This is a genomic window from Pseudomonas sp. DrBHI1 (genome assembly GCF_002205115.1).
Taxonomy (GTDB): domain Bacteria; phylum Pseudomonadota; class Gammaproteobacteria; order Pseudomonadales; family Pseudomonadaceae; genus Aquipseudomonas; species Aquipseudomonas mosselii.
In genome coordinates, this window is the sequence record NZ_NIBE01000045.1 from 97,386 (window position 1) to 117,171 (window position 19,786).

Consider the following 19,786-nt stretch of genomic DNA (forward strand, 5'->3'; position numbering starts at 1 on the left):
GTGGCTGGCGCCCGGTTATTCGTTGCGCCCGCCGATGCGGGCTCCCCAGGCGCGGGCATTGGCGGCCAGGGCCCGCTCGTCCATCCGCGTCAGGCGGCGGTCCAGCACCAGGGCGTGGCCGGCGACCCAGACGTCCTTCACGCAATCGCGGCCGGTGGCGTAGATCAATTGCGAGACCGGGTCGTGCACCGGCTGCTGCGCCAGCCCCGACAGGTCGAAGGCGACCAGGTCGGCGGCCTTGCCTACCTCGAGCGAGCCGGTCGTCGCCTCCAGGCCCAGCGCCCGGGCGCCGTTGAGCGTGGCCATGCGCAGCGCCCGATGGGCGTCCAGGGCGGTGGCCGAGCCGGCGACGGCCTTGGCCAGCAGCGCGGCGGTACGGGTTTCGCCGAGCAGGTCGAGGTCATTGTTGCTGGCGGCGCCGTCGGTGCCCACCGCCACGTTCACTCCGGCCTGCCACAGGCGCTCCACCGGGCAGAAGCCGCTGGCCAGCTTGAGGTTGGACTCGGGGCAGTGGACCACGCTGGTGTTGCTTTCTACCAGCAGGGCCAGATCCTCGTCGCTGACCTGGGTCATGTGCACCGCCTGCAGGTTCGGCCCCAGCAGGCCCAGGCGGGCGAGGCGGGCCAGTGGGCGCTCGCCGCTGTCCTTGAGCGCCTGCTCGACTTCGCCGGCGGTCTCGTGGATATGCATGTGCAGCGGTGCGTCGAGCTGGTCGGCGATTACCCGGATCTTCTCAAGGTTCGCATCGCTGACCGTGTACGGCGCGTGCGGGCCAAGGGCGACGGTAATGCGCGGGTGGTGGCGCAGGTCGCCGAACAGCTCGATGGCCAGGTGCAGGCCCTCGTCCGGGGTGCGCGCGCCGGGGATCGGGAAGTCCAGCAGCGGCACCGCGATCTGCGCGCGGATACCGCTCTGGTGCACGCGGTCGCAGGCTTCGCGGGGGAAGAAGTACATGTCGGCAAAGCAGGTGATGCCGCCCTTGAGCTGCTCGGCGATGGCAAGGTCGGTGCCGTCACGCACGAAGTTTTCGTCCACCCAGCGGCCCTCGGCCGGCCAGATATGCTCCTGCAGCCAGGTCATCAGCGGCAGGTCATCGGCCAGGCCACGGAACAGGGCCATGGCGGCGTGACCATGGGCGTTGACCAGCCCGGGCGTCAGCACGCAGTCGGGCAGTTCGCGCACTTCCCGGGCCCGGGGTGCCCGTTCGCGGGGGCCGAGCCAGGCGATCTGGCCGTCCAGCACACCCAGTGCATGGCCTTCGAGCACCACGCCGGCCGGCTCCACGGGGACCAGCCAGTCCGGCACAAGCAGCAGGTCGAGGAGAGGGGTGGCGGTGGGCATGCGCGGCATATACCTGGGTTGGTTCGGCTAAACGCGCAGTATACCCGAGCGTCCGCGGCTGAGGGTCGCTATAATCGCCGGCTTTTGATGTCAGGGCGACGGGGAGAGGCGATGCGCGAGCAACTGATGGCGGCGGAGACGGTGACGGGCATCGAATGGCGCGACGGCGTGTTGCACCTGCTCGACCAGCGCCTGCTGCCGCTGGAGCAGTGCTGGCTGGCCTGCACGCAGGCGTACGAGGTGGCCGAGGCAATCAGCGACATGGCTGTACGCGGCGCCCCGGCGATCGGAATCTGCGCCGCCTATGGCCTGGTGCTGGCTTTGCGCCAGCGATTGGCCGAGGGTGACGGCTGGGAGGAGTCCCTCGAGGAGGACTTCATGCTGCTGGGCGAGGCGCGCCCGACCCCGGCCAACCTGTTCTGGGCGCTCAACCGCATGCGTGAACGCCTGCAGCGCCTGCGTTCAGGGGAGGATGTGCTGGCGGTGATGGAGGCCGAGGCGGTGGCCATCCATGAAAGCGATCGCGAGGCCAACCTGACCATGGCCCAGTTCGGCGTCGAGCAGATTCGTCGCCACCAGGGCAGCGAACAGGCTCTGCTCACCCATGGCAACGCCGGGGCCTTGGCCACCGGCGGCTTCGGCACCGCCTTGGGGGTGATCCGCGCTGCCACCCTGGAAGGCATGGTTGAGCAGGTCTATGCCTGCGAGTCGCGACCCTGGTTGCAGGGCTCGCGCCTGACCGCCTGGGAGCTGGCCGCCGATGGCGTGCCGGTGACCGTGGTCGCCGACGCGGCCATGGGGCACCTGATGAAGACCAAGGGCATCACCTGGGTGGTGGTTGGTGCCGACTGTATCGCCGCCAATGGCGACGTGGCGGCGAAGATCGGCACCTACCAGATGGCGGTGACCGCCATGCACCACGGCCTGCGCTTCATGGTGGTGGCGCCGAGCACCAGCGTCGACCTGAACCTGGCCACCGGCGAGGACATCCCGCTGGAGACCCGTGGCGAAGAAGAGTTGCTGGAAGTCGCGGGCATCCAGGTGACGGCCGATGTCGAGGCCTACAACCCGGTGGTGGATGTCACCCCGGCGGACCTGATCGACGTGATCGTCACCGAGAGGGGGGTGGTCGAGCGTCCGGATACGGCGAAAATCGCCCAGTTGATGTGCCGCAAACGCCTGCATTGAGGTGTTTTTTCACCCGTTTGGATGGCGCTTCAAGGCAACCTGCCATATCTCCCATGCGTCCCGTGTTTGTGATACCATCCGGCAGTTTCCAAGGCCGCTCTTTGCGGCGGCCTTCATTGCGCAGATCCATGTCACAACTCATTGATTTGTCGTAAGTCGTCGCACCCCATATGCGCTGCGGCGGCGAGCTTCGTTCGTCCTTCGAGGGATCAGGCGAAGTTTCACCAGAAAAAGGAATCAGGCTTCTCATGGGCGAACTGGCCAAAGAAATCCTCCCGGTCAATATCGAAGACGAACTGAGACAGTCTTACCTCGACTACGCGATGAGCGTTATTGTCGGGCGAGCGCTGCCCGATGCGCGTGACGGCTTGAAGCCCGTGCATCGCCGCGTTCTGTATGCGATGAGCGAACTGGGCAACGACTGGAACAAGCCGTACAAGAAATCCGCCCGTGTGGTCGGTGACGTGATCGGTAAGTACCACCCGCACGGCGACACCGCTGTGTACGACACCATCGTGCGCATGGCCCAGCCCTTCTCGCTGCGCTACTTGCTGGTCGATGGCCAGGGCAACTTCGGTTCGGTGGACGGTGACAACGCCGCGGCCATGCGATACACCGAAGTGCGCATGGCCAAGCTGGCCCACGAGCTGCTGGCCGACCTGCACAAGGAAACCGTCGACTGGGTGCCCAACTACGACGGTACCGAGCAGATCCCGGCGGTCATGCCGACCAAGATCCCCAACCTGCTGGTCAACGGTTCCAGCGGTATCGCCGTGGGCATGGCCACCAACATCCCGCCGCACAACCTCGGCGAAGTGATCGATGGCTGCCTGGCGCTGATCGACAACTCCGACATCACGGTCGATGAACTGATGCAGTTCATCCCGGGTCCGGACTTCCCTACCGCCGGCCTGATCAACGGCCGCCAGGGCATCATCGAGGCCTATCGCACCGGCCGTGGCCGCATCTATATGCGCGCCCGTTCCGAGATCGAGGACATCGACAAGGTCGGTGGTCGCCAGCAGATCGTCGTCACCGAGCTGCCGTACCAGCTGAACAAGGCGCGTCTGATCGAGAAGATCGCCGAGCTGGTCAAAGAGAAGAAGATCGAAGGCATCACCGAGCTGCGCGACGAGTCCGACAAGGATGGCATGCGCATCGTCATCGAGCTGCGTCGCGGCGAGGTGCCGGAAGTGGTGCTCAACAACCTCTACCAGCAGACCCAGCTGCAGAGCGTGTTCGGCATCAACATCGTCGCCCTGATCGACGGTCGCCCGCGCCTGCTGAACCTCAAGGACCTGCTCGAGGCGTTCGTTCGCCACCGTCGCGAAGTGGTCACCCGCCGCACCGTGTTCGAGCTGCGCAAGGCCCGCGAGCGTGGCCACATCCTTGAAGGCCAGGCGGTCGCGCTGTCCAACATCGACCCGGTCATCGCCCTGATCAAGGCCTCGCCGACCCCGTCCGAAGCCAAGGAAGCGCTGATCAGCACCGCCTGGGAGTCCAGCGCGGTGCAGGTCATGGTCGAGCGCGCCGGCGCCGAGTCCTGCCGTCCGGAAGACCTGCCGGAGCAGTACGGTCTGCGTGAAGGCAAGTACTACCTGTCGCCGGAGCAGGCCCAGGCCATCCTCGAGCTGCGCCTGCACCGCCTGACCGGCCTGGAGCACGAGAAGCTGCTGGCCGAGTACCAGGAGATCCTCGAGCAGATCGGCGAGCTGATCCGCATCCTCAGCAGCGCCGAGCGCCTGATGGAAGTGATCCGCGAAGAACTCGAAGCGATCCGCGCCGAGTACGGCGATGCCCGCCGCACCGAGATCCTCAACGCCAGCCACGACCTCAACTACGGTGACATGATCCCGGAAGAAGAGCGCGTGGTGACCATCTCCCACGGTGGTTACGCCAAGACCCAGCCATTGTCCGCCTACCAGGCCCAGCGCCGCGGCGGCAAGGGCAAGTCGGCCACCGGCGTCAAGGACGAGGACTACATCGAGCACCTGCTGGTCGCCAACAGCCACGCCACCCTGCTGCTGTTCTCCAGCAAGGGCAAGGTGTACTGGAAGAAGACCTACGAAATCCCCGAGGCCTCCCGCGCCGCCCGCGGTCGTCCGCTGGTCAACCTGCTGCCGCTGGAGGAGGGTGAGCGCATTACCGCCATGCTGCAGATCGACCTGGAAGCGCTGCAGCAGCACGCAGACCCTGAGGAAGAGCTGGAAGACAGCGATGACAGCGTGATTGAAGGCGAGCTGGTTGAGGCCGAAGAGATCGACGAGGAAGACGGCGACACCCCAGAGTGGGCCGCCGAACCGACCGGCGCCTACATCTTCATGGCCACCGCCTCCGGTACCGTCAAGAAGACCCCGCTGGTGCAGTTCGCCCGTCCGCGCTCCAATGGCCTGATCGCCCTGAAGCTCAAGGAAGGCGACACCCTGATCGCCGCAGCCATTACCGATGGCGCCAAGGAAGTCATGATGTTCTCCGACGCCGGCAAGGTGATCCGCTTCGCCGAGAGCGTGGTGCGCGAGATGGGTCGTAATGCCCGTGGCGTGCGCGGCATGAAACTGGGCAAGGGCCAGCAGATCATCTCCATGCTGATCCCCGAGTCCGGCGCGCAGATCCTCACTGCCTCCGAGCGTGGCTTCGGCAAGCGCACCCCGCTTTCCAAGTTCCCGCGTCGCGGTCGTGGCGGCCAGGGCGTGATCGCCATGGGCACCAAGGGGCGCAACGGCCTGCTGATCGGCGCCATCCAGGTGCAGGAAGGCGAGGAGATCATGCTGATTTCCGACCAGGGTACCCTGGTGCGCACGCGGGTCGGCGAAGTGTCCAGCCTGAGCCGTAACACCCAGGGTGTTACGCTGATCAAGCTGGCCACGGACGAAACACTGGTGGGCCTGGAGCGTGTCCAGGAGCCATCCGAGGAAGAACTCGACGACCTGGTCGAGACGGACGAGGAGGGCGCCCCGCTCGATGCAGTGGGCGAGGACACCGCAGGCGCCGAAGAGGCACCTCAGGAATAACCGAAGCAACAACCCGAACGGGGCGACCAAGGTCGCCCCGTTTGACTGATTGGAACAGGCAACGCTCGCTCCTGCAGGGGTTGGCGGGGTCTGTGAGTGACGATTTGTTCTATTTGGCAGAGCGAGAGTGGATGTGAGCAAACGAGCCTTTAACTTCTGCGCCGGCCCCGCCGCGCTTCCCGATGCTGTCCTGCAGCGTGCCCAGGCCGAGATGCTGGACTGGCGCGGCAAGGGCCTGTCGGTAATGGAAATGAGCCATCGCAGCGACGACTACGTGGCCATTGCCGAAAAGGCCGAGCAGGACCTGCGCGACCTGCTGTCCGTCCCCTCCAACTACAAGGTGCTGTTCCTGCAGGGCGGCGCCAGCCAGCAGTTCGCCGAGATTCCGCTGAACCTGCTGCCGGAGAATGGCACCGCCGACTACGTCGAGACCGGCATCTGGTCGAAGAAGGCCATCGAGGAAGCGCGTCGTTTCGGCAACGTCAACGTCGCCGCCAGCGCCAAGCCCTACGACTACCTGGCCATCCCAGGCCAGAACGAGTGGAAACTGACCAAGAACGCGGCATACGTTCACTATGCGTCCAACGAGACCATCGGCGGCCTGCAGTTCGACTGGGTGCCCGAGACCGGCGACGTCCCGCTGGTGGTCGACATGTCCTCCGACATCCTCTCGCGCCCGACCGACGTGTCGCAGTTCGGCCTGATCTACGCCGGCGCGCAGAAGAACATCGGCCCCAGCGGCCTGGTGGTGGTGATCGTCCGTGAAGACCTGCTGGGCCACGCCCGCAGCAGCTGCCCGACCATGCTCGACTACAAGATCGCGGCCGACAACGGCTCGATGTACAACACCCCGGCCACCTATTCCTGGTACCTCTCGGGCCTGGTGTTCGAGTGGCTCAAGGAGCAGGGTGGCGTCGAGGCCATGGAGCAGCGCAACCGCGCCAAGAAGGACCGCCTGTACGGCTTCATCGACGGCAGCGAGTTCTACACCAATCCGATCAGCCACAACGCCCGTTCGTGGATGAACGTGCCGTTCCGCCTGGCCGACGAGCGCCTGGACAAGGCCTTCCTGGCTGGCGCCGACGCCCGTGGCCTGCTGAACCTCAAGGGGCACCGTTCGGTGGGTGGCATGCGCGCCTCGATCTACAACGCCTTGGGCCTGGAGGCCGTCGAGGCGCTGGTGCAGTACATGGCTGAATTCGAGAAGGAGCACGGCTGATGTCCGACCAGGAACTCAAGGCCCTGCGCGTGCGCATCGACAGCCTCGACGAGAAGATCCTCGAGCTGATCAGCGAGCGCGCCCGTTGCGCCCAGGAAGTGGCCAAGGTCAAGACCGCGTCGCTGGCCGAAGGCGAGGCGCCGGTGTTCTATCGCCCCGAGCGTGAAGCCGCGGTGCTCAAGCGTGTCATGGAGCGCAACAAGGGGCCGCTGGACAACGAAGAGATGGCGCGGCTGTTCCGCGAGATCATGTCCTCCTGCCTGGCCCTGGAAGAGCCGCTAAAAGTCGCCTACCTCGGCCCGGAAGGCACCTTCACCCAGGCGGCCGCCATGAAGCACTTCGGTCACGCCGTGGTCAGTCGCCCGATGGCGGCCATCGACGAGGTATTCCGCGAAGTGGCGGCCGGTGCCGTCAACTTTGGCGTGGTGCCGGTGGAAAACTCCACCGAAGGCGCGGTCAGCCATACGCTGGACAGCTTCCTCGAGCACGACATGGTGATCTGCGGCGAGGTGGAGCTGCGTATCCACCACCACCTGCTGGTGGGCGAGAACACCAAGACCGACAGCATCACCCGCATCTACTCCCATGCCCAGTCGCTGGCTCAGTGCCGCAAGTGGCTGGACGCCCATTACCCGAACGTCGAGCGCGTGGCTGTCTCCAGCAACGCCGAGGCGGCCAAGCGGGTCAAGGGCGAGTGGAACTCGGCGGCGATCGCTGGCGACATGGCGGCCAACCTGTACGGGCTGACCCGCCTGGCCGAGAAGATCGAGGACCGCCCGGACAACTCCACGCGCTTCCTCATGATCGGCAGCCAGGAAGTACCGCCGACCGGCGACGACAAGACCTCGATCATCGTTTCCATGAGCAACAAGCCGGGCGCGCTGCATGAGCTGCTGGTGCCGTTCCACGAGAACGGCATCGACCTGACGCGCATCGAGACCCGTCCGTCGCGCAGCGGCAAGTGGACCTACGTGTTCTTCATCGACTTCGTCGGCCATCACCGCGATCCGCTGATCAAGGCGGTGCTGGAGCAGATCAGCCAGGAGGCTGTGGCGCTGAAGGTGCTGGGTTCCTATCCGAAGGCGGTGCTTTGATTTGAGATTGCCGGGGCCGCTTCGCGCCCCATCGCGACACAAGGCCGCTCCCACAGGTATTGTGCAGGCCTTGAAGCTGTACTGAGTCCTGTGGGAGCGGCCTTGCGTCGCGATGGGCTGCAACGCAGCCCCAGTGGGTCTCGCAGATTGCCTAGATTTCTGAACAGGGTTCGCACTCGTGGTTGATGCTGTAACAAACAAATCCGCACCGATTGTCGGCCGCTTGGTCGTGGTCGGCCTCGGCCTGATCGGCGGCTCCTTCGCCAAGGGCTTGCGTGAAAGCGGCCTGTGCCGCGAGGTGGTCGGCGTCGACCTGGATGCCGAGTCGCGCAAGCAGGCCGTGGCGCTGGGCGTGGTCGACCGTTGCGAGGCGGACCTGGCCGTCGCTTGTGTCGGCGCCGATGTCATCCAGCTGGCGGTACCGATCCTGGCCATGGAGAAAGTCCTGGCCCGGCTGGCCCAGCTCGACCTGGGTGACGCGGTGATCACCGACGTGGGCAGCGCCAAGGGCAACGTCGTGCGTGCAGCGCGCGAAGCGTTCGCCGAGCGCTTGCCGCGCTTCGTGCCCGGGCACCCGATCGCCGGCTCCGAGCAAAGCGGCGTTGAGGCCTCCAATGCCGCGTTGTTCCGTCGCCACAAGGTGATCCTCACGCCGCTGGTGGACACCGACCCGCAGGCGCTGGCCCTGGTCGACCGCCTCTGGCGCGCGCTGGACGCCGATGTCGAGCACATGCCGGTGGAGCGCCATGACGAAGTCCTGGCCGCCACCAGCCACCTGCCGCACCTGCTGGCCTTCGGCCTGGTCGATTCGCTGGCCAAGCGCAATGAAAACCTGGAGATCTTCCGGTACGCTGCGGGGGGCTTTCGCGATTTCACGAGAATCGCTGGTAGCGACCCGATCATGTGGCACGACATCTTCCTCGCCAACCGCGAGGCGGTCCTGCGCACTCTCGATACATTTCGCAGCGACCTCGACGCCTTGCGCGACGCGGTCGATGCTGGGGACGGGCACCAACTGCTGGGTGTGTTCACCCGCGCCCGGGTTGCCCGCGAGCATTTCAGTAAAATCCTGGCCCGCCGGGCCTATGTGGACGCTATGAACGCCAACGATCTGATTTTCCTGGCCCAACCGGGTGGCCGCGTGTCCGGACGGATCCGCGTACCTGGCGACAAGTCGATTTCCCACCGCTCGATCATGCTCGGCTCGCTGGCCGAAGGCACCACCGAGGTGGAAGGTTTCCTCGAGGGCGAGGACGCCCTGGCCACCTTGCAGGCCTTCCGTGACATGGGCGTGGTCATCGAAGGCCCGCACCACGGACGCGTGACCATCCATGGCGTCGGCCTGCACGGCCTCAAGCCGCCACCCGGCCCGCTGTATGTCGGCAACTCCGGTACCTCGATGCGCCTGTTGTCCGGCCTGCTGGCGGCGCAGCCGTTCGACACCACCATGACAGGCGACGCCTCGCTGTCCAAGCGCCCGATGAACCGCGTGGCCAATCCGTTGCGCGAAATGGGCGCTGTGGTCGAGACCGGCCCTGAAGGCCGTCCGCCGCTGACCATCCGCGGTGGTCATAAGCTCAAGGCGCTGAACTACACGCTGCCGATGGCCAGCGCCCAGGTCAAATCCTGCCTGCTGCTGGCCGGCCTGTACGCCGAGGGCACCACCACCGTCACCGAGCCTGCGCCGACCCGTGACCACACCGAGCGCATGCTGCGCGGCTTCGGCTACGCGGTCGAGTCGAACGGCCCGGTGGCCTCCCTGCAGTCTGGTGGCAAGCTCACCGCTACCCGCATCGAAGTGCCGGCGGACATTTCCTCCTCGGCATTCTTTCTGGTGGCGGCCTCCATCGCAGAAGGTTCCGAGCTGGTCCTGGAGCACGTCGGTATCAACCCGACCCGCACCGGCGTGATCGACATCCTGCGCCTGATGGGTGGCGACATCACCCTTGAGAACCAGCGTGAAGTCGGCGGCGAGCCGGTGGCTGACCTGCGCGTGCGCGGCGCCAAGCTCAAGGGTATCGAGATTCCCGAGCACCTGGTGCCGCTGGCCATCGACGAGTTCCCTGTGCTGTTCGTCGCCGCTGCCTGCGCCGAAGGGCGCACGGTGCTGCGTGGCGCCGAAGAGCTTCGGGTCAAGGAGTCGGACCGCATCCAGGTGATGGCCGACGGCCTGATCGCCCTGGGCGTGAAGTGCGAGCCGACGCCGGACGGCATTATCATCGACGGCGGCCCGATCGGCGGCGGCGAAGTGCACGGCCACGGTGACCATCGCATCGCCATGGCCTTCAGCATCGCCTCGCTGCGCGCCAGCGCGCCGATCGTGATCCATGACTGTGCCAACGTCGCCACGTCGTTCCCCAACTTCCTGGCGCTGTGCAAGGAAGTCGGAATCCGCGTCGCCGAAGAGGGCAAGTCGTGAATTCGCAAGCACCGGTCATCACCATCGACGGGCCGAGCGGCTCGGGCAAGGGTACCGTGGCGGGCCTGCTGGCCCGCGAGCTGGGCTGGCGCCTGCTCGATTCCGGCGCCCTGTACCGCCTGCTGGCGTTCAATGCCAGCAACCATGGCGTCGACCTGACCAACGAAGAGCTGCTCAAGGCCCTGGCCGCCCATCTGGACGTGCAGTTCATCGCTGCCGAGCCGGGCAAATTGCAGCAGATCATTCTCGAGGGCGAGGATGTCAGTCATGTCATCCGTACCGAGACCGTCGGTGCCGGCGCATCGATGGTCGCCTCGCTGCCGGCGGTGCGCGAGGCGCTGCTGCAGCGCCAGCGCGCCTTCCGCGAGGCGCCGGGTTTGATTGCCGACGGTCGCGACATGGGCACCGTGGTGTTCCCTGACGCGCCGCTCAAGGTCTTCCTCACCGCCAGCGCCGAGGAGCGTGCCCGTCGCCGCTACCTGCAGTTGAAGGGCAAGGGTGAAGATGTTAGTCTGTCAAGTCTGCTAGATGAGATCCGTGCGCGCGATGAGCGTGACACCCAGCGCGCAGTGGCCCCGCTCAAGCCGGCGGCCGATGCCATTCAGCTGGATTCCACGGAGTTGTCCATCGAGCAGGTGCTGCAACGCATCAGAAGCGAGCTCGCCCTGCGCGACCTGGCCTGATGGAGAGGAGAGCGGGCAGGGGCACCAGTCAACGTCCTGCCAGTTCTTCTTTACTTAACGAAACCCACATTGTCTGGAATGTGGCTATGGGCGTTTGTTTCGCCCGAATCTACAGGAATTAAAATGAGCGAAAGCTTTGCAGAACTCTTTGAAGAAAGCCTGAAAACCCTCAATCTTCAGCCGGGTGCCATCATCACCGGTATCGTTGTCGACATCGACGGCGACTGGGTTACCGTTCACGCTGGCCTGAAGTCCGAGGGCGTCATCCCGCTCGAGCAGTTCATCAACGAAGCTGGCGAGCTGACCATCAAGGTCGGTGACGAAGTTCACGTTGCGCTGGACGCGGTCGAAGACGGCTTTGGCGAAACCAAGCTGTCCCGTGAAAAAGCCAAGCGCGCCGAGTGCTGGATTGTTCTGGAAGCTGCTTTCGCTGCCGAAGAAGTGGTCAAGGGCGTTATCAACGGTAAGGTTAAAGGCGGCTTCACTGTCGACGTTAACGGCATCCGTGCGTTCCTGCCGGGCTCCCTGGTTGATGTCCGCCCAGTGCGCGACACCACCCACCTCGAAGGCAAAGAGCTGGAATTCAAGGTCATCAAGCTGGACCAGAAGCGCAACAACGTTGTCGTTTCCCGTCGCAGCGTCCTGGAAGCCGAAAACAGCGCCGAGCGCGAAGCTCTGCTGGAATCGCTGCAGGAAGGCCAGCAGGTCAAAGGTATCGTCAAGAACCTCACCGACTACGGTGCGTTCGTTGACCTGGGCGGCGTCGATGGTCTGCTGCACATCACCGACATGGCCTGGAAGCGTATCAAGCACCCGTCGGAAATCGTCAACGTTGGTGACGAGATCGACGTCAAGGTCCTGAAGTACGATCGCGAGCGCAACCGCGTTTCGCTGGGTCTGAAGCAACTGGGCGAAGACCCATGGGTTGCTATCAAAGCCCGCTACCCAGAAAGCACCCGCGTCATGGCTCGCGTCACCAACCTGACCGACTATGGCTGCTTCGCTGAGCTGGAAGAAGGCGTTGAAGGCCTGGTGCACGTCTCCGAAATGGACTGGACCAACAAGAACATCCACCCGTCGAAAGTCGTTCAGGTTGGCGACGAAGTGGAAGTCATGGTTCTGGACATCGACGAAGAGCGTCGTCGTATCTCCCTGGGTATCAAGCAGTGCAAATCGAACCCATGGGAAGACTTCTCCGGCCAGTTCAACAAGGGTGACAAGATCACCGGTACCATCAAGTCGATCACCGACTTCGGTATCTTCATCGGTCTGGACGGCGGCATCGACGGTCTGGTTCACCTGTCCGACATCTCCTGGAACGAAGCTGGCGAAGAAGCCGTGCGTCGCTTCAAGAAGGGCGACGAGCTGGAAACCGTCATCCTGTCGGTTGACCCAGAGCGCGAGCGCATCTCCCTGGGCATCAAGCAGCTGGAAGACGATCCGTTCTCCAACTTCGTTGCTGTCAACGACAAGGGCGCTATCGTTAAAGGTATCGTCAAGGAAGTTGACGCCAAGGGCGCTATCGTGACCCTGGCCGACGACATCGAAGCTACTCTGAAGGCTTCCGAAATCAGCCGTGACCGCGTTGAAGACGCCCGTAACGTGCTGAAGGAAGGCGAAGAGATCGAAGCCAAGATCATCAGCGTCGACCGCAAGTCCCGCGTTATCAGCCTGTCCATCAAGTCGAAGGACGACGCTGAAGAGCGCGAAGCCATCCAGAGCCTGAAAAACGCTCCGGAAGCGGCTGCCGATACCACCATGGCTGCGCTGCTGCGCGAAGCAATGGCCAAGCAGAACTGAGTTCTGTTTGATCGGTAAAAAGGCGACCCTTGGGTCGCCTTTTTTTGTGGCTGTGATTTGCCTGGCTGGCTCAAAGCAGTTTGTTCCTACAGGGTTTGTGGCTATTTCTGCGGGTGTGCGTGATGCGTGGGCGGTAGGCTTTCCCGCTTGCCCGCAAAGTCGCGTCTCAGTGCGCTTGGGGTCGTGCGGAGTGAGGATTGCCCGTGCTGCGTCTTATCTTGAATTTTTTTGTTTAGTCAAGAACCACACTGTTCAAATCCGCCGGGGCGTGCTACAAACTGATTAAGCAATGATCTAGCTGCTTGATAACGAAGGGAAAAATATGACGAAGTCGGAGCTGATCGAACGAATTGTCACCCATCAGGGGCTGCTCTCGTCCAAGGACGTCGAGCTGGCCATCAAGACCATGCTTGAGCAGATGTCGCAGTGCCTGGCGACCGGGGATCGCATCGAGATCCGTGGCTTTGGCAGCTTTTCCCTGCACTACCGCGCACCGCGGGTAGGGCGCAATCCCAAGACCGGCCAGTCGGTCAGCCTCGAAGGCAAGTACGTGCCGCACTTCAAGCCCGGCAAGGAATTGCGTGATCGGGTTAATGAAGAAGAGCATGAGCCCCATTGAGTGAAGGAGCAGTCTGATGCGTAACCTCAAGCGCGCCCTGGCGGCGCTGTTCGTGCTGCTGCTGGCGGCTGTGGTGTTGTTCTTCGTGTTGGAAAATCAGCAGGGCGTTTCTCTGGTGCTGTTCGGTTGGTCGGCGCCGGCGTTGCCGGTTGCGGTGCCGGTGTTGGCTGCGCTGGTCGTTGGGCTGGCAGTGGGGCCGCTGCTCGGTGCCTATGGCCTGATGCGCGGTAAGCGCAAGATGAGGGCATCGGCGCGGCAGGCGGCTTTGAGTGTTAACTGAGGAAGATTCCGACGCGGCCGTCGGAAGTGTCCGCCTATGCATGTGTCGACTGAGATGAGGTAATGGCAGTTTCATTCTCAGCCAGTCAGAGTGTGCAGCGCTATGGAGTTTCCTGCTCTTTCTCATCATGGTGGCGCCAGCGGTATTACGGGTTCTTGCCATCAGCTTCACCTGTAGTGATCTACTAACCCCGGACACCCATTTGGGCGAGAATGCTCGCCACAGAGAGGTGTCCGATGACCAAGCAACGCCGTACCTTTACCCCTGAGTTCAAGCGCGAAGCTGCCTACCTGGTGCTCGATCAAGGCTACAGCCATGCCGAAGCGGCCCGTTCGCTCGGCTTGGTCGAGTCGGCCTTGCGCCGATGGGTTAATCAGCTTCAGCAGGAGCGCGGCGGCGTTACGCCGGCCAGCAAAGCGTTGACGCCAGAGCAGCAAAAAATCCAAGAGTTGGAAGCCCGGGTCACGCACCTTGAACGCGAGAAATCGATACTAAAAAAGGCTACCGCGCTCTTGATGTCGGAATATCTCGAGCGTACGCGCTGATCTGCCAGCTCAGCGACCATGATCCCCTTGATTGTTTGTGCGAAGTGTTCGAAGTCACTCGCTCAAGTTACTACGCACATCGTCACAGAAGGCGAACTCCGGTCTGGTGTGGAGACTTCACTTACGTCTGGGCACAGGGCAAATGGCACTATCTGGCAGTTGTTCTGGATCTCTATGCACGCAGAGTGGTTGGCTGGGCCTTATCAGAAAAGCCGGATGGAGACCTGGTGGTCAAAGCGCTGGACGTTGCCTACGAACAACGTGGAAAGCCTCAAGGACTCCTGTTCCACTCTGACCAGGGATTGCAATATGGCAGCCGTCAGTTCCGCCAGAGACTGTGGCGCTGCCGCATGCGCCAGAGCATGAGCCGCCGAGGCAACTGTTGGGATAATGCACCGATGGAGCGAATATTTCGCAGCTTGGAATCAGAGTGGATACCGACCACGGGCTACCTGACCGGGCAGCAAGCTCAACGAGACATTGGCCAATACCTTATGGGCCACTACAACTGGATCCGGCTGCATCAGTTCAACGATGGACTGGCTCCAGCGAAAGCAGAAGAAAAACTCAAAACCGTGTCCGGGATGAGTTGACCACTACACTCTTTGCTGGGCTTGGGCGCGTTGATCGGTTCGATGGAACTAAATTTCGGTTGAGTGCTCCATGAATGGCTAGTCTTATGCGTAGGGTGGGACATTTCATAATGCCATCTACTATGCTGGGGGATGGTTAAGAATATGACTTGTGCTCAAGATTATATGGAACCGAGGAATTAGAGAGAAATGCGCAATGAGCGTGAGCGCCGGAGTGGTGGTGAATCTGACTTGTTCGACTTGCTTGAGTGGCTGTGGTTGCGAAAAGTCACAATATTTCTCGCGACCCTTGCGGGAGGGGGGCTGGCGGCTATATACGCGTGGACGGTTGCTCCTGTATATGAGTCTAAAGTCATCGTGCAGCCGCCCGTGCAGACTGATATCGCTCGATTAAACTACGGCAGAGGAAATGGAAGTGGCTTAAGTTTGTTTTCGGTCAAGGATGTTTATGGTGTATATGTTCGAAATCTTCAGTCCGAATCCTTGTCTAGAGACTTTTTCTTGAAATATTACCTTCCCAGTCTGTCAAGTCGGGATCGCGCGGGATCGCAGGATGGACTCTATCGTCTTTTCAAAGAGGCTGTCACTCTTAAGGGGGATGGAAAGGAGGCGTCTGGGCGTTGGACTGTTGTGGTGCGGTCTTCTGATGCTCGGCGCTCAGTAGAGTGGGCGCAGGCGTTTGTGGAGATGGCGGCAGCCCGTACAAAGCTTGAAGTGATCGAGGATGCTCGTTCGGATGCTCTTGTGCTGGCTGAGAGTCTTGAGCAGCAGGTCGAGATGGCCAGGGAAAGTTCGGCCAGGCAGCGCAAGGACCGCATTGCTCAGTTAAAAGAGGCGTTGAAGGTTGCGCGGGCGGTAAATATTGAGTCTCCGCCTATTGTCTCTAATAGTTTGTATGGTGGGTTGTCAGCCGATGAGGGTGGGGCGCGGCTGTATATGAGGGGTAGCAGGGCTCTGGAGGCGGAGATCGACAACCTGGCGAATCGAGTCTCGGATGATTCGTTCATTGATGGGCTTCGGAAGCGTGAGGGGCAAATTCATTTTCTACGTAAATTGAATGTTGCTTCGGAGAATCTGCAGGTCTTTCGCCAGGATGGGGGGGTCGAGTTGCCGGATGCTCCGATCAAGCCTAAAAAGCTGCTCATCGTTGTGTTCGGGGTGATGCTAGGGGCGGTTTTGGGGGTGGTTCTGGCTCTGCTTTTTTATCTGAGAGGGAATTTGCATCGCTTTAGGTGCAAGAGCGAGTAAATAATTGATTCGTGAGTGGTATTGGTAAGGGGGCGGTCCTTCAGGGTTGAGCTGTAGCCCTTTCGCCCGGTCGCCTCAGATTGTAGTGGGCTAATGATACCGGACACCCATTTAGGCGAGAATGCTCGCGACAAAGAGGTGTCGATGGCCAAGCAACGTCGTACCTTTACCCCTGAGTTCAAGCGCGAAGCTGCCTGTCTGGTGCTCGATCAAGGCTACAGCCATGCCGAAGCGGCCCGTTCGCTCGGCTTGGTCGAGTCGGCCCTGCGCCGATGGGTTAATCAGCTTCAGCAGGAGCGCGGCGGCGTTACGCCGGCCAGCAAAGCGTTGACGCCAGAGCAGCAAAAAGTCCAAGAGTTGGAAGCCCGGATCACGCCCCTTGAACGCGAGAAATCGATACTAAAAAAGGCTACCGCGCTCTTGATGTCGGAAGATCTCGAGCGTACGCGCTGATCTGCCAGCTCAGCGATCATGAGCCCGTTGATTGTTTGTGCGAAGTGTTCGAGGTCACTCGCTCAAGTTACTACGCACATCGTCACAGAAGGCGAACTCCGGACGTTGAACGACTACGGTTGCGCAGTCGAGTGAATGAGTTGTTCACGCGAGGTCGAAGTGTGCCCGGCAGCCGTACCATCATGGCAATGATGCAAGAAGAGGGTGAGCAAATCGGGCGATTCAAGGTACGCAGCCTGATGCGTGAGCTGGCGTTGATCAGCAAGCAGCCTGGATCACAGTAAGCGTTCGGCCAACTCACCTTGCGTAAGTCGGGTCAGTACCCACTGATGCAGCAGCAGTTGCCCGATCTCACTGGCCCGCTGCGTCGGCAGCTGCGTTGGCACATCTTTGAGATAGGCATGCGGATCATGTCCATTCATGCGCGCCGACTGGATCAGACTCATGATCGCCGCTGCCCGCTTGCCACTGCGCAGCGACCCGGCAAGCAGCCAGTTCGAGCGGCCAAGCGCCATGGCCGGATCTGGTTTCCAACTTGGTTGATGTCGATGGGTACAGCCCCATCATTCAGGTAGCGCGTCAGCGCTACCCAGCGTTTCAGGCTGTAATCGAGGGCTTTGGCTGTGGCTGATCCGTTTGGCACCAGGTCGCACAGGGCCAACATCCACTCATGCAGCGTTTTGCTGATCGGTACCGCCAGTTCCTGACGTATTCGCCAACGATCTTCGTTGCTCATGTCCGGCGCCTGGCGTTCGATCTCGTACAAGCCGCTAATCGAGTGCAGTGCCTGTTCGGCCAACTGGCTTTTGTTCGCCACATGCAGATCGAAAAACTTGCGGCGGGCTTGGGTCATGCAGCCGATTTCAGTGATGCCCTGCTCAAAACCGGCCTTGTACCCGGCTAGGTCATCGCAGACCAACTTGCCGTTCCAGTCGCCCAGGAAATTGCGCGCATGTTCGCTCGCACGGCTTGGACTGAAGTCGTATACCACGGCTTTGAGCGCCGAAAACGGCGTGCTGCTGTAGGCCCAGACGTAGGCCCGATGGGTTTTCTTCTCGCCTGGCGTAAGTGTTTGACCCGGTGTTTCTTCAGCGTGAATCACGCCCTGCTTCAGCACCGCTTCTCGCAGAGCATCGACTAGCGGCTGGAGTCGTACGCCGGTCTGTCCCACCCACTGGGCCAAGGTCGAGCGAGCAATTGCCAGCTCGGCGCGGCCGAAGATTTCCTCCTGCCGATAGAGCGGCAAGTGATCGGCAAACTTGGCCACCATGACGTGGGCCAGCAAGCCTGTGGTCGGGATACCTTTGTCGATAACCTGCGCCGGCACCGGCGCCTGAGTCAGAGTTTCGCACTGACGGCAGGCCCATTTACCGTGCACATGTTGCTCGATCGTGAACACGCCTGGCGTGTAATCCAGCTTTTCGCTGACATATTCGCCGATGCGCTGAAGTTGGCAGCCACAGGCGCACTGGGTGCTTTCTGGCTCGTGACGAATCACGGTGCGCGGAAACTGCGGCGGCAATGGCGCACGTTTGGGCGATTGCCGTGGCTCGTCCTGTGACGAAGCGGGAAGAAGCTGTTTCAGCTCATCCTCGATCGCTTCAAGGTCTGTATCGAGCAGGTCATCCAGCAAGCTGCCTTGCGCCGGGCTGATTTGCTCGCTCCGCTTGGCAAACTTGTGGCGTTTGAGCAGGGCGATTTCGAACTTGAACTGTTCGATGAGGGTTTCATCGTGCTGGGTCTTCCTGTCCATCGCCTAGATCTGGGACTGCAACTGCAGCGCCTGTGCCGCCAAGGCACGAAGCTGTTCCGGGGGCATCTGGTCGAGGTTGGGCGAGAAAGTCATGCCGCCGACTGTGCCAGAGCAGGTGCAGAACGACGACAAGTAGACCGGCCAAATGGCCGGCGTTTACAGCACAGTAACCACACCGCCTGCACCGACGCGCTACCACGGCAACCCAGTACCAACGCGTGGAGTTGTTCGTTGTCGAGTTCGACCTCGCCGCCATGGCGAATGCCGGGCCAGTGGAACTTGCCTTGGTTCAGTCGCCGCGCAGGAAGCCAGACGTCCACGCCGTCGTGCACCAGCACTTTCATCCGGTTAGGCCGGCGATTGGCAAACAGATAAGCGCAGTGCGGCTTCGCCGCACCGAACACCGCGATCACCCGTGCCAATGCCGTTTCGGTGCCGGCGCGCATGTCCGTCGGCTCGGTGGCCAGCCAGATTGCATCGATGCGGATCATCGAGCGACAGCCCGGATAAATTGCGCGCAGCCTTCGGGATCCGAGACTGGCCATTTAACTGTGATCACTTGTCCGGCCATGGATAACTCAATGGTCGCTGACGTTTCGGATGGCTGTTTAGGCGCGGCTTTTACTGGGACGAATGCAGGTGGTGAAGCCGTTGCGGGCTGGTCTCGATAAAGCGGTAGCCATTTGCGGATGACATTGGCATTGATGCCGTGGCTGATGGCGACACTGGACACGGTCGCCCCAGGTTGCAGGCATTCCTGAACGACCTGGGCTTTGAACGGTTTCGGATAAGAGCTTCGTTGGCGCATGGAAATCCTGGCGATAAGGGTGATCGCGTCCCCTTCAAAATACGCGGACACCATCGCCCTTGAAGCTGGAATTCGGAAGGTGAGTTCGCCGGACGCTTACGGATCACATGCGTACAAAAAGGCCACAGTGGAGCGGTCAGATACAGCGAATACCTTGAACCGAGCGTTTGATGTCGAAGCGCCAAATCAGGTCTGGTGTGGAGACATCACTTACGTCTGGGTACAGGGCAAATCGCACCATCTATCTGGCAGTTGTCCTGGATCTCTATGCACGCAGAGTGGTTGGCTGGGCCTTATCAGAAAAGCCGGATGGAGACCTGGTGGTCAAAGCGCTGGACGTCGCCTACGAACAACGTGGAAAGCCTCAAGGGCGCCTGTTCCACTCTGACCAGGGATCGCAATATGGCAGCCGTCAGTTCCGCCAGAGACTGTGGTGCTACCGCATGCGCCAGAGCATGAGCCGCCGAGGCAACCGTTGGGATAATGCACCGATGGAGCGAATATTTCGCAGCTTGGAATCAGAGTGGATACCGACCACGGGCTACCTGACCGGGCAGCAAGCTCAATGAGACATTGGCCAATACCTGATGGGCCACTACAACTGGATCCGGCTGCATCAGTTCAACGATGGACTGGCTCCAGCGAAAGCAGAAGAAAAACTCAAAACCGTGTCCGGGATGAGTTGACCACTACAGATGGGGGCTATGGAGAAAAGGCGTCCAGAGGCTTCGA

At 61.8% G+C, this 19,786-nt stretch carries 13 protein-coding genes and 4 pseudogenes; 13 read left to right on the top strand and 4 right to left on the bottom strand.

Annotated elements, in window-relative coordinates:
* Positions 1 to 15: 15 nt before the first annotated feature.
* Positions 16 to 1,341, bottom strand: coding sequence for a TRZ/ATZ family hydrolase (locus tag CC207_RS07590; RefSeq protein WP_088851818.1), 1,326 nt, complete (start codon positions 1,339 to 1,341; stop codon positions 16 to 18).
* A 111-nt stretch (positions 1,342 to 1,452) separates the two neighbouring features.
* Here CC207_RS07590 and mtnA point away from each other — a divergent pair, with 111 nt between their 5' ends.
* The 12 genes and pseudogenes from mtnA to CC207_RS07650 form a co-directional block, all read left to right on the top strand.
* Complete coding sequence (mtnA, locus tag CC207_RS07595) at positions 1,453 to 2,529, top strand: S-methyl-5-thioribose-1-phosphate isomerase (protein WP_028690828.1); 1,077 nt, start codon at positions 1,453 to 1,455, stop codon at positions 2,527 to 2,529.
* A gap of 248 nt (positions 2,530 to 2,777) precedes the next feature.
* Positions 2,778 to 5,540: a DNA gyrase subunit A gene (gyrA, locus tag CC207_RS07600; protein WP_062361520.1), complete on the top strand. Its 2,763-nt coding sequence runs from the start codon at positions 2,778 to 2,780 to the stop codon at positions 5,538 to 5,540.
* 133 nt (positions 5,541 to 5,673) lie between these two features.
* Positions 5,674 to 6,759: a 3-phosphoserine/phosphohydroxythreonine transaminase gene (gene serC, locus CC207_RS07605; protein ID WP_028690826.1), complete on the top strand. Its 1,086-nt coding sequence runs from the start codon at positions 5,674 to 5,676 to the stop codon at positions 6,757 to 6,759.
* Complete coding sequence (pheA, locus tag CC207_RS07610) at positions 6,759 to 7,853, top strand: prephenate dehydratase (RefSeq protein WP_028690825.1); 1,095 nt, start codon at positions 6,759 to 6,761, stop codon at positions 7,851 to 7,853. The genes serC and pheA overlap by 1 nt, the downstream gene beginning before the upstream one ends.
* Positions 7,854 to 8,064: 211 nt before the next feature.
* Entirely contained in the window at positions 8,065 to 10,272 is a 2,208-nt protein-coding gene (locus CC207_RS07615; RefSeq protein WP_236179196.1) for a bifunctional prephenate dehydrogenase/3-phosphoshikimate 1-carboxyvinyltransferase, read from the top strand.
* On the top strand, positions 10,269 to 10,955 hold the full coding sequence (gene cmk, locus CC207_RS07620) for a (d)CMP kinase (protein ID WP_028690823.1): 687 nt from the start codon (positions 10,269 to 10,271) through the stop codon (positions 10,953 to 10,955). The genes CC207_RS07615 and cmk overlap by 4 nt, the downstream gene beginning before the upstream one ends.
* A gap of 123 nt (positions 10,956 to 11,078) precedes the next feature.
* Complete coding sequence (rpsA, locus tag CC207_RS07625; RefSeq protein ID WP_028690822.1) at positions 11,079 to 12,755, top strand: 30S ribosomal protein S1; 1,677 nt, start codon at positions 11,079 to 11,081, stop codon at positions 12,753 to 12,755.
* A 322-nt stretch (positions 12,756 to 13,077) separates the two neighbouring features.
* Positions 13,078 to 13,374 carry an integration host factor subunit beta gene (gene ihfB, locus CC207_RS07630; RefSeq protein ID WP_028690821.1) on the top strand — a complete coding sequence of 99 codons (297 nt, stop codon included), beginning with the start codon at positions 13,078 to 13,080 and terminating at the stop codon, positions 13,372 to 13,374.
* 16 nt (positions 13,375 to 13,390) lie between these two features.
* The gene (locus tag CC207_RS07635) at positions 13,391 to 13,654 is read left to right on the top strand and encodes a lipopolysaccharide assembly protein LapA domain-containing protein (RefSeq protein ID WP_084941757.1); all 264 of its coding nucleotides are present in this window, start codon (positions 13,391 to 13,393) and stop codon (positions 13,652 to 13,654) included.
* A gap of 236 nt (positions 13,655 to 13,890) precedes the next feature.
* Positions 13,891 to 14,792: pseudogene (locus tag CC207_RS07640) on the top strand (IS3 family transposase).
* A 189-nt stretch (positions 14,793 to 14,981) separates the two neighbouring features.
* Complete coding sequence (locus CC207_RS07645) at positions 14,982 to 16,040, top strand: LPS O-antigen chain length determinant protein WzzB (protein ID WP_088851820.1); 1,059 nt, start codon at positions 14,982 to 14,984, stop codon at positions 16,038 to 16,040.
* 144 nt (positions 16,041 to 16,184) lie between these two features.
* A pseudogene (locus CC207_RS07650) lies at positions 16,185 to 16,771 on the top strand (transposase); the annotation flags it as partial.
* Here the strand turns inward: CC207_RS07650 and CC207_RS07655 are convergent.
* From CC207_RS07655 to CC207_RS07665, 3 genes and pseudogenes are all read right to left on the bottom strand, one after another.
* Positions 16,769 to 18,339 (bottom strand): annotated as a pseudogene (locus tag CC207_RS07655) (IS66 family transposase). The pseudogenes CC207_RS07650 and CC207_RS07655 overlap by 3 nt on opposite strands.
* A complete protein-coding gene (gene tnpB / locus CC207_RS27435; protein WP_236179180.1) occupies positions 18,336 to 18,737 on the bottom strand; it encodes an IS66 family insertion sequence element accessory protein TnpB in 402 nt (133 codons plus the stop codon). The pseudogene CC207_RS07655 and the gene tnpB overlap by 4 nt, the downstream one beginning before the upstream one ends.
* A complete protein-coding gene (locus tag CC207_RS07665; RefSeq protein ID WP_158216134.1) occupies positions 18,734 to 19,054 on the bottom strand; it encodes a transposase in 321 nt (106 codons plus the stop codon). Before CC207_RS07665 ends, tnpB begins: the two co-directional genes overlap by 4 nt.
* A gap of 100 nt (positions 19,055 to 19,154) precedes the next feature.
* On the opposite strand from CC207_RS07665, the pseudogene CC207_RS07670 reads away from it, so the two are divergent.
* Positions 19,155 to 19,740 (top strand): annotated as a pseudogene (locus CC207_RS07670) (IS3 family transposase); the annotation flags it as partial.
* Positions 19,741 to 19,786 lie beyond the last annotated feature (46 nt).

What these genes read in the sequence shown, in the direction of transcription:
- CC207_RS07590 (WP_088851818.1), bottom strand. Translation starts at nt 1,341, where the DNA reads ATGCCCACCGCCACCCCTCTCCTCGACCTGCTGCTTGTGCCGGACTGG.
- mtnA (WP_028690828.1), top strand. Translation starts at nt 1,453, where the DNA reads ATGCGCGAGCAACTGATGGCGGCGGAGACGGTGACGGGCATCGAATGG.
- gyrA (WP_062361520.1), top strand. Translation starts at nt 2,778, where the DNA reads ATGGGCGAACTGGCCAAAGAAATCCTCCCGGTCAATATCGAAGACGAA.
- pheA (WP_028690825.1), top strand. Translation starts at nt 6,759, where the DNA reads ATGTCCGACCAGGAACTCAAGGCCCTGCGCGTGCGCATCGACAGCCTC.
- rpsA (WP_028690822.1), top strand. Translation starts at nt 11,079, where the DNA reads ATGAGCGAAAGCTTTGCAGAACTCTTTGAAGAAAGCCTGAAAACCCTC.
- ihfB (WP_028690821.1), top strand. Translation starts at nt 13,078, where the DNA reads ATGACGAAGTCGGAGCTGATCGAACGAATTGTCACCCATCAGGGGCTG.
- CC207_RS07635 (WP_084941757.1), top strand. Translation starts at nt 13,391, where the DNA reads ATGCGTAACCTCAAGCGCGCCCTGGCGGCGCTGTTCGTGCTGCTGCTG.
- CC207_RS07645 (WP_088851820.1), top strand. Translation starts at nt 14,982, where the DNA reads ATGCGCAATGAGCGTGAGCGCCGGAGTGGTGGTGAATCTGACTTGTTC.
- tnpB (WP_236179180.1), bottom strand. Translation starts at nt 18,737, where the DNA reads ATGATCCGCATCGATGCAATCTGGCTGGCCACCGAGCCGACGGACATG.
- CC207_RS07665 (WP_158216134.1), bottom strand. Translation starts at nt 19,054, where the DNA reads ATGCGCCAACGAAGCTCTTATCCGAAACCGTTCAAAGCCCAGGTCGTT.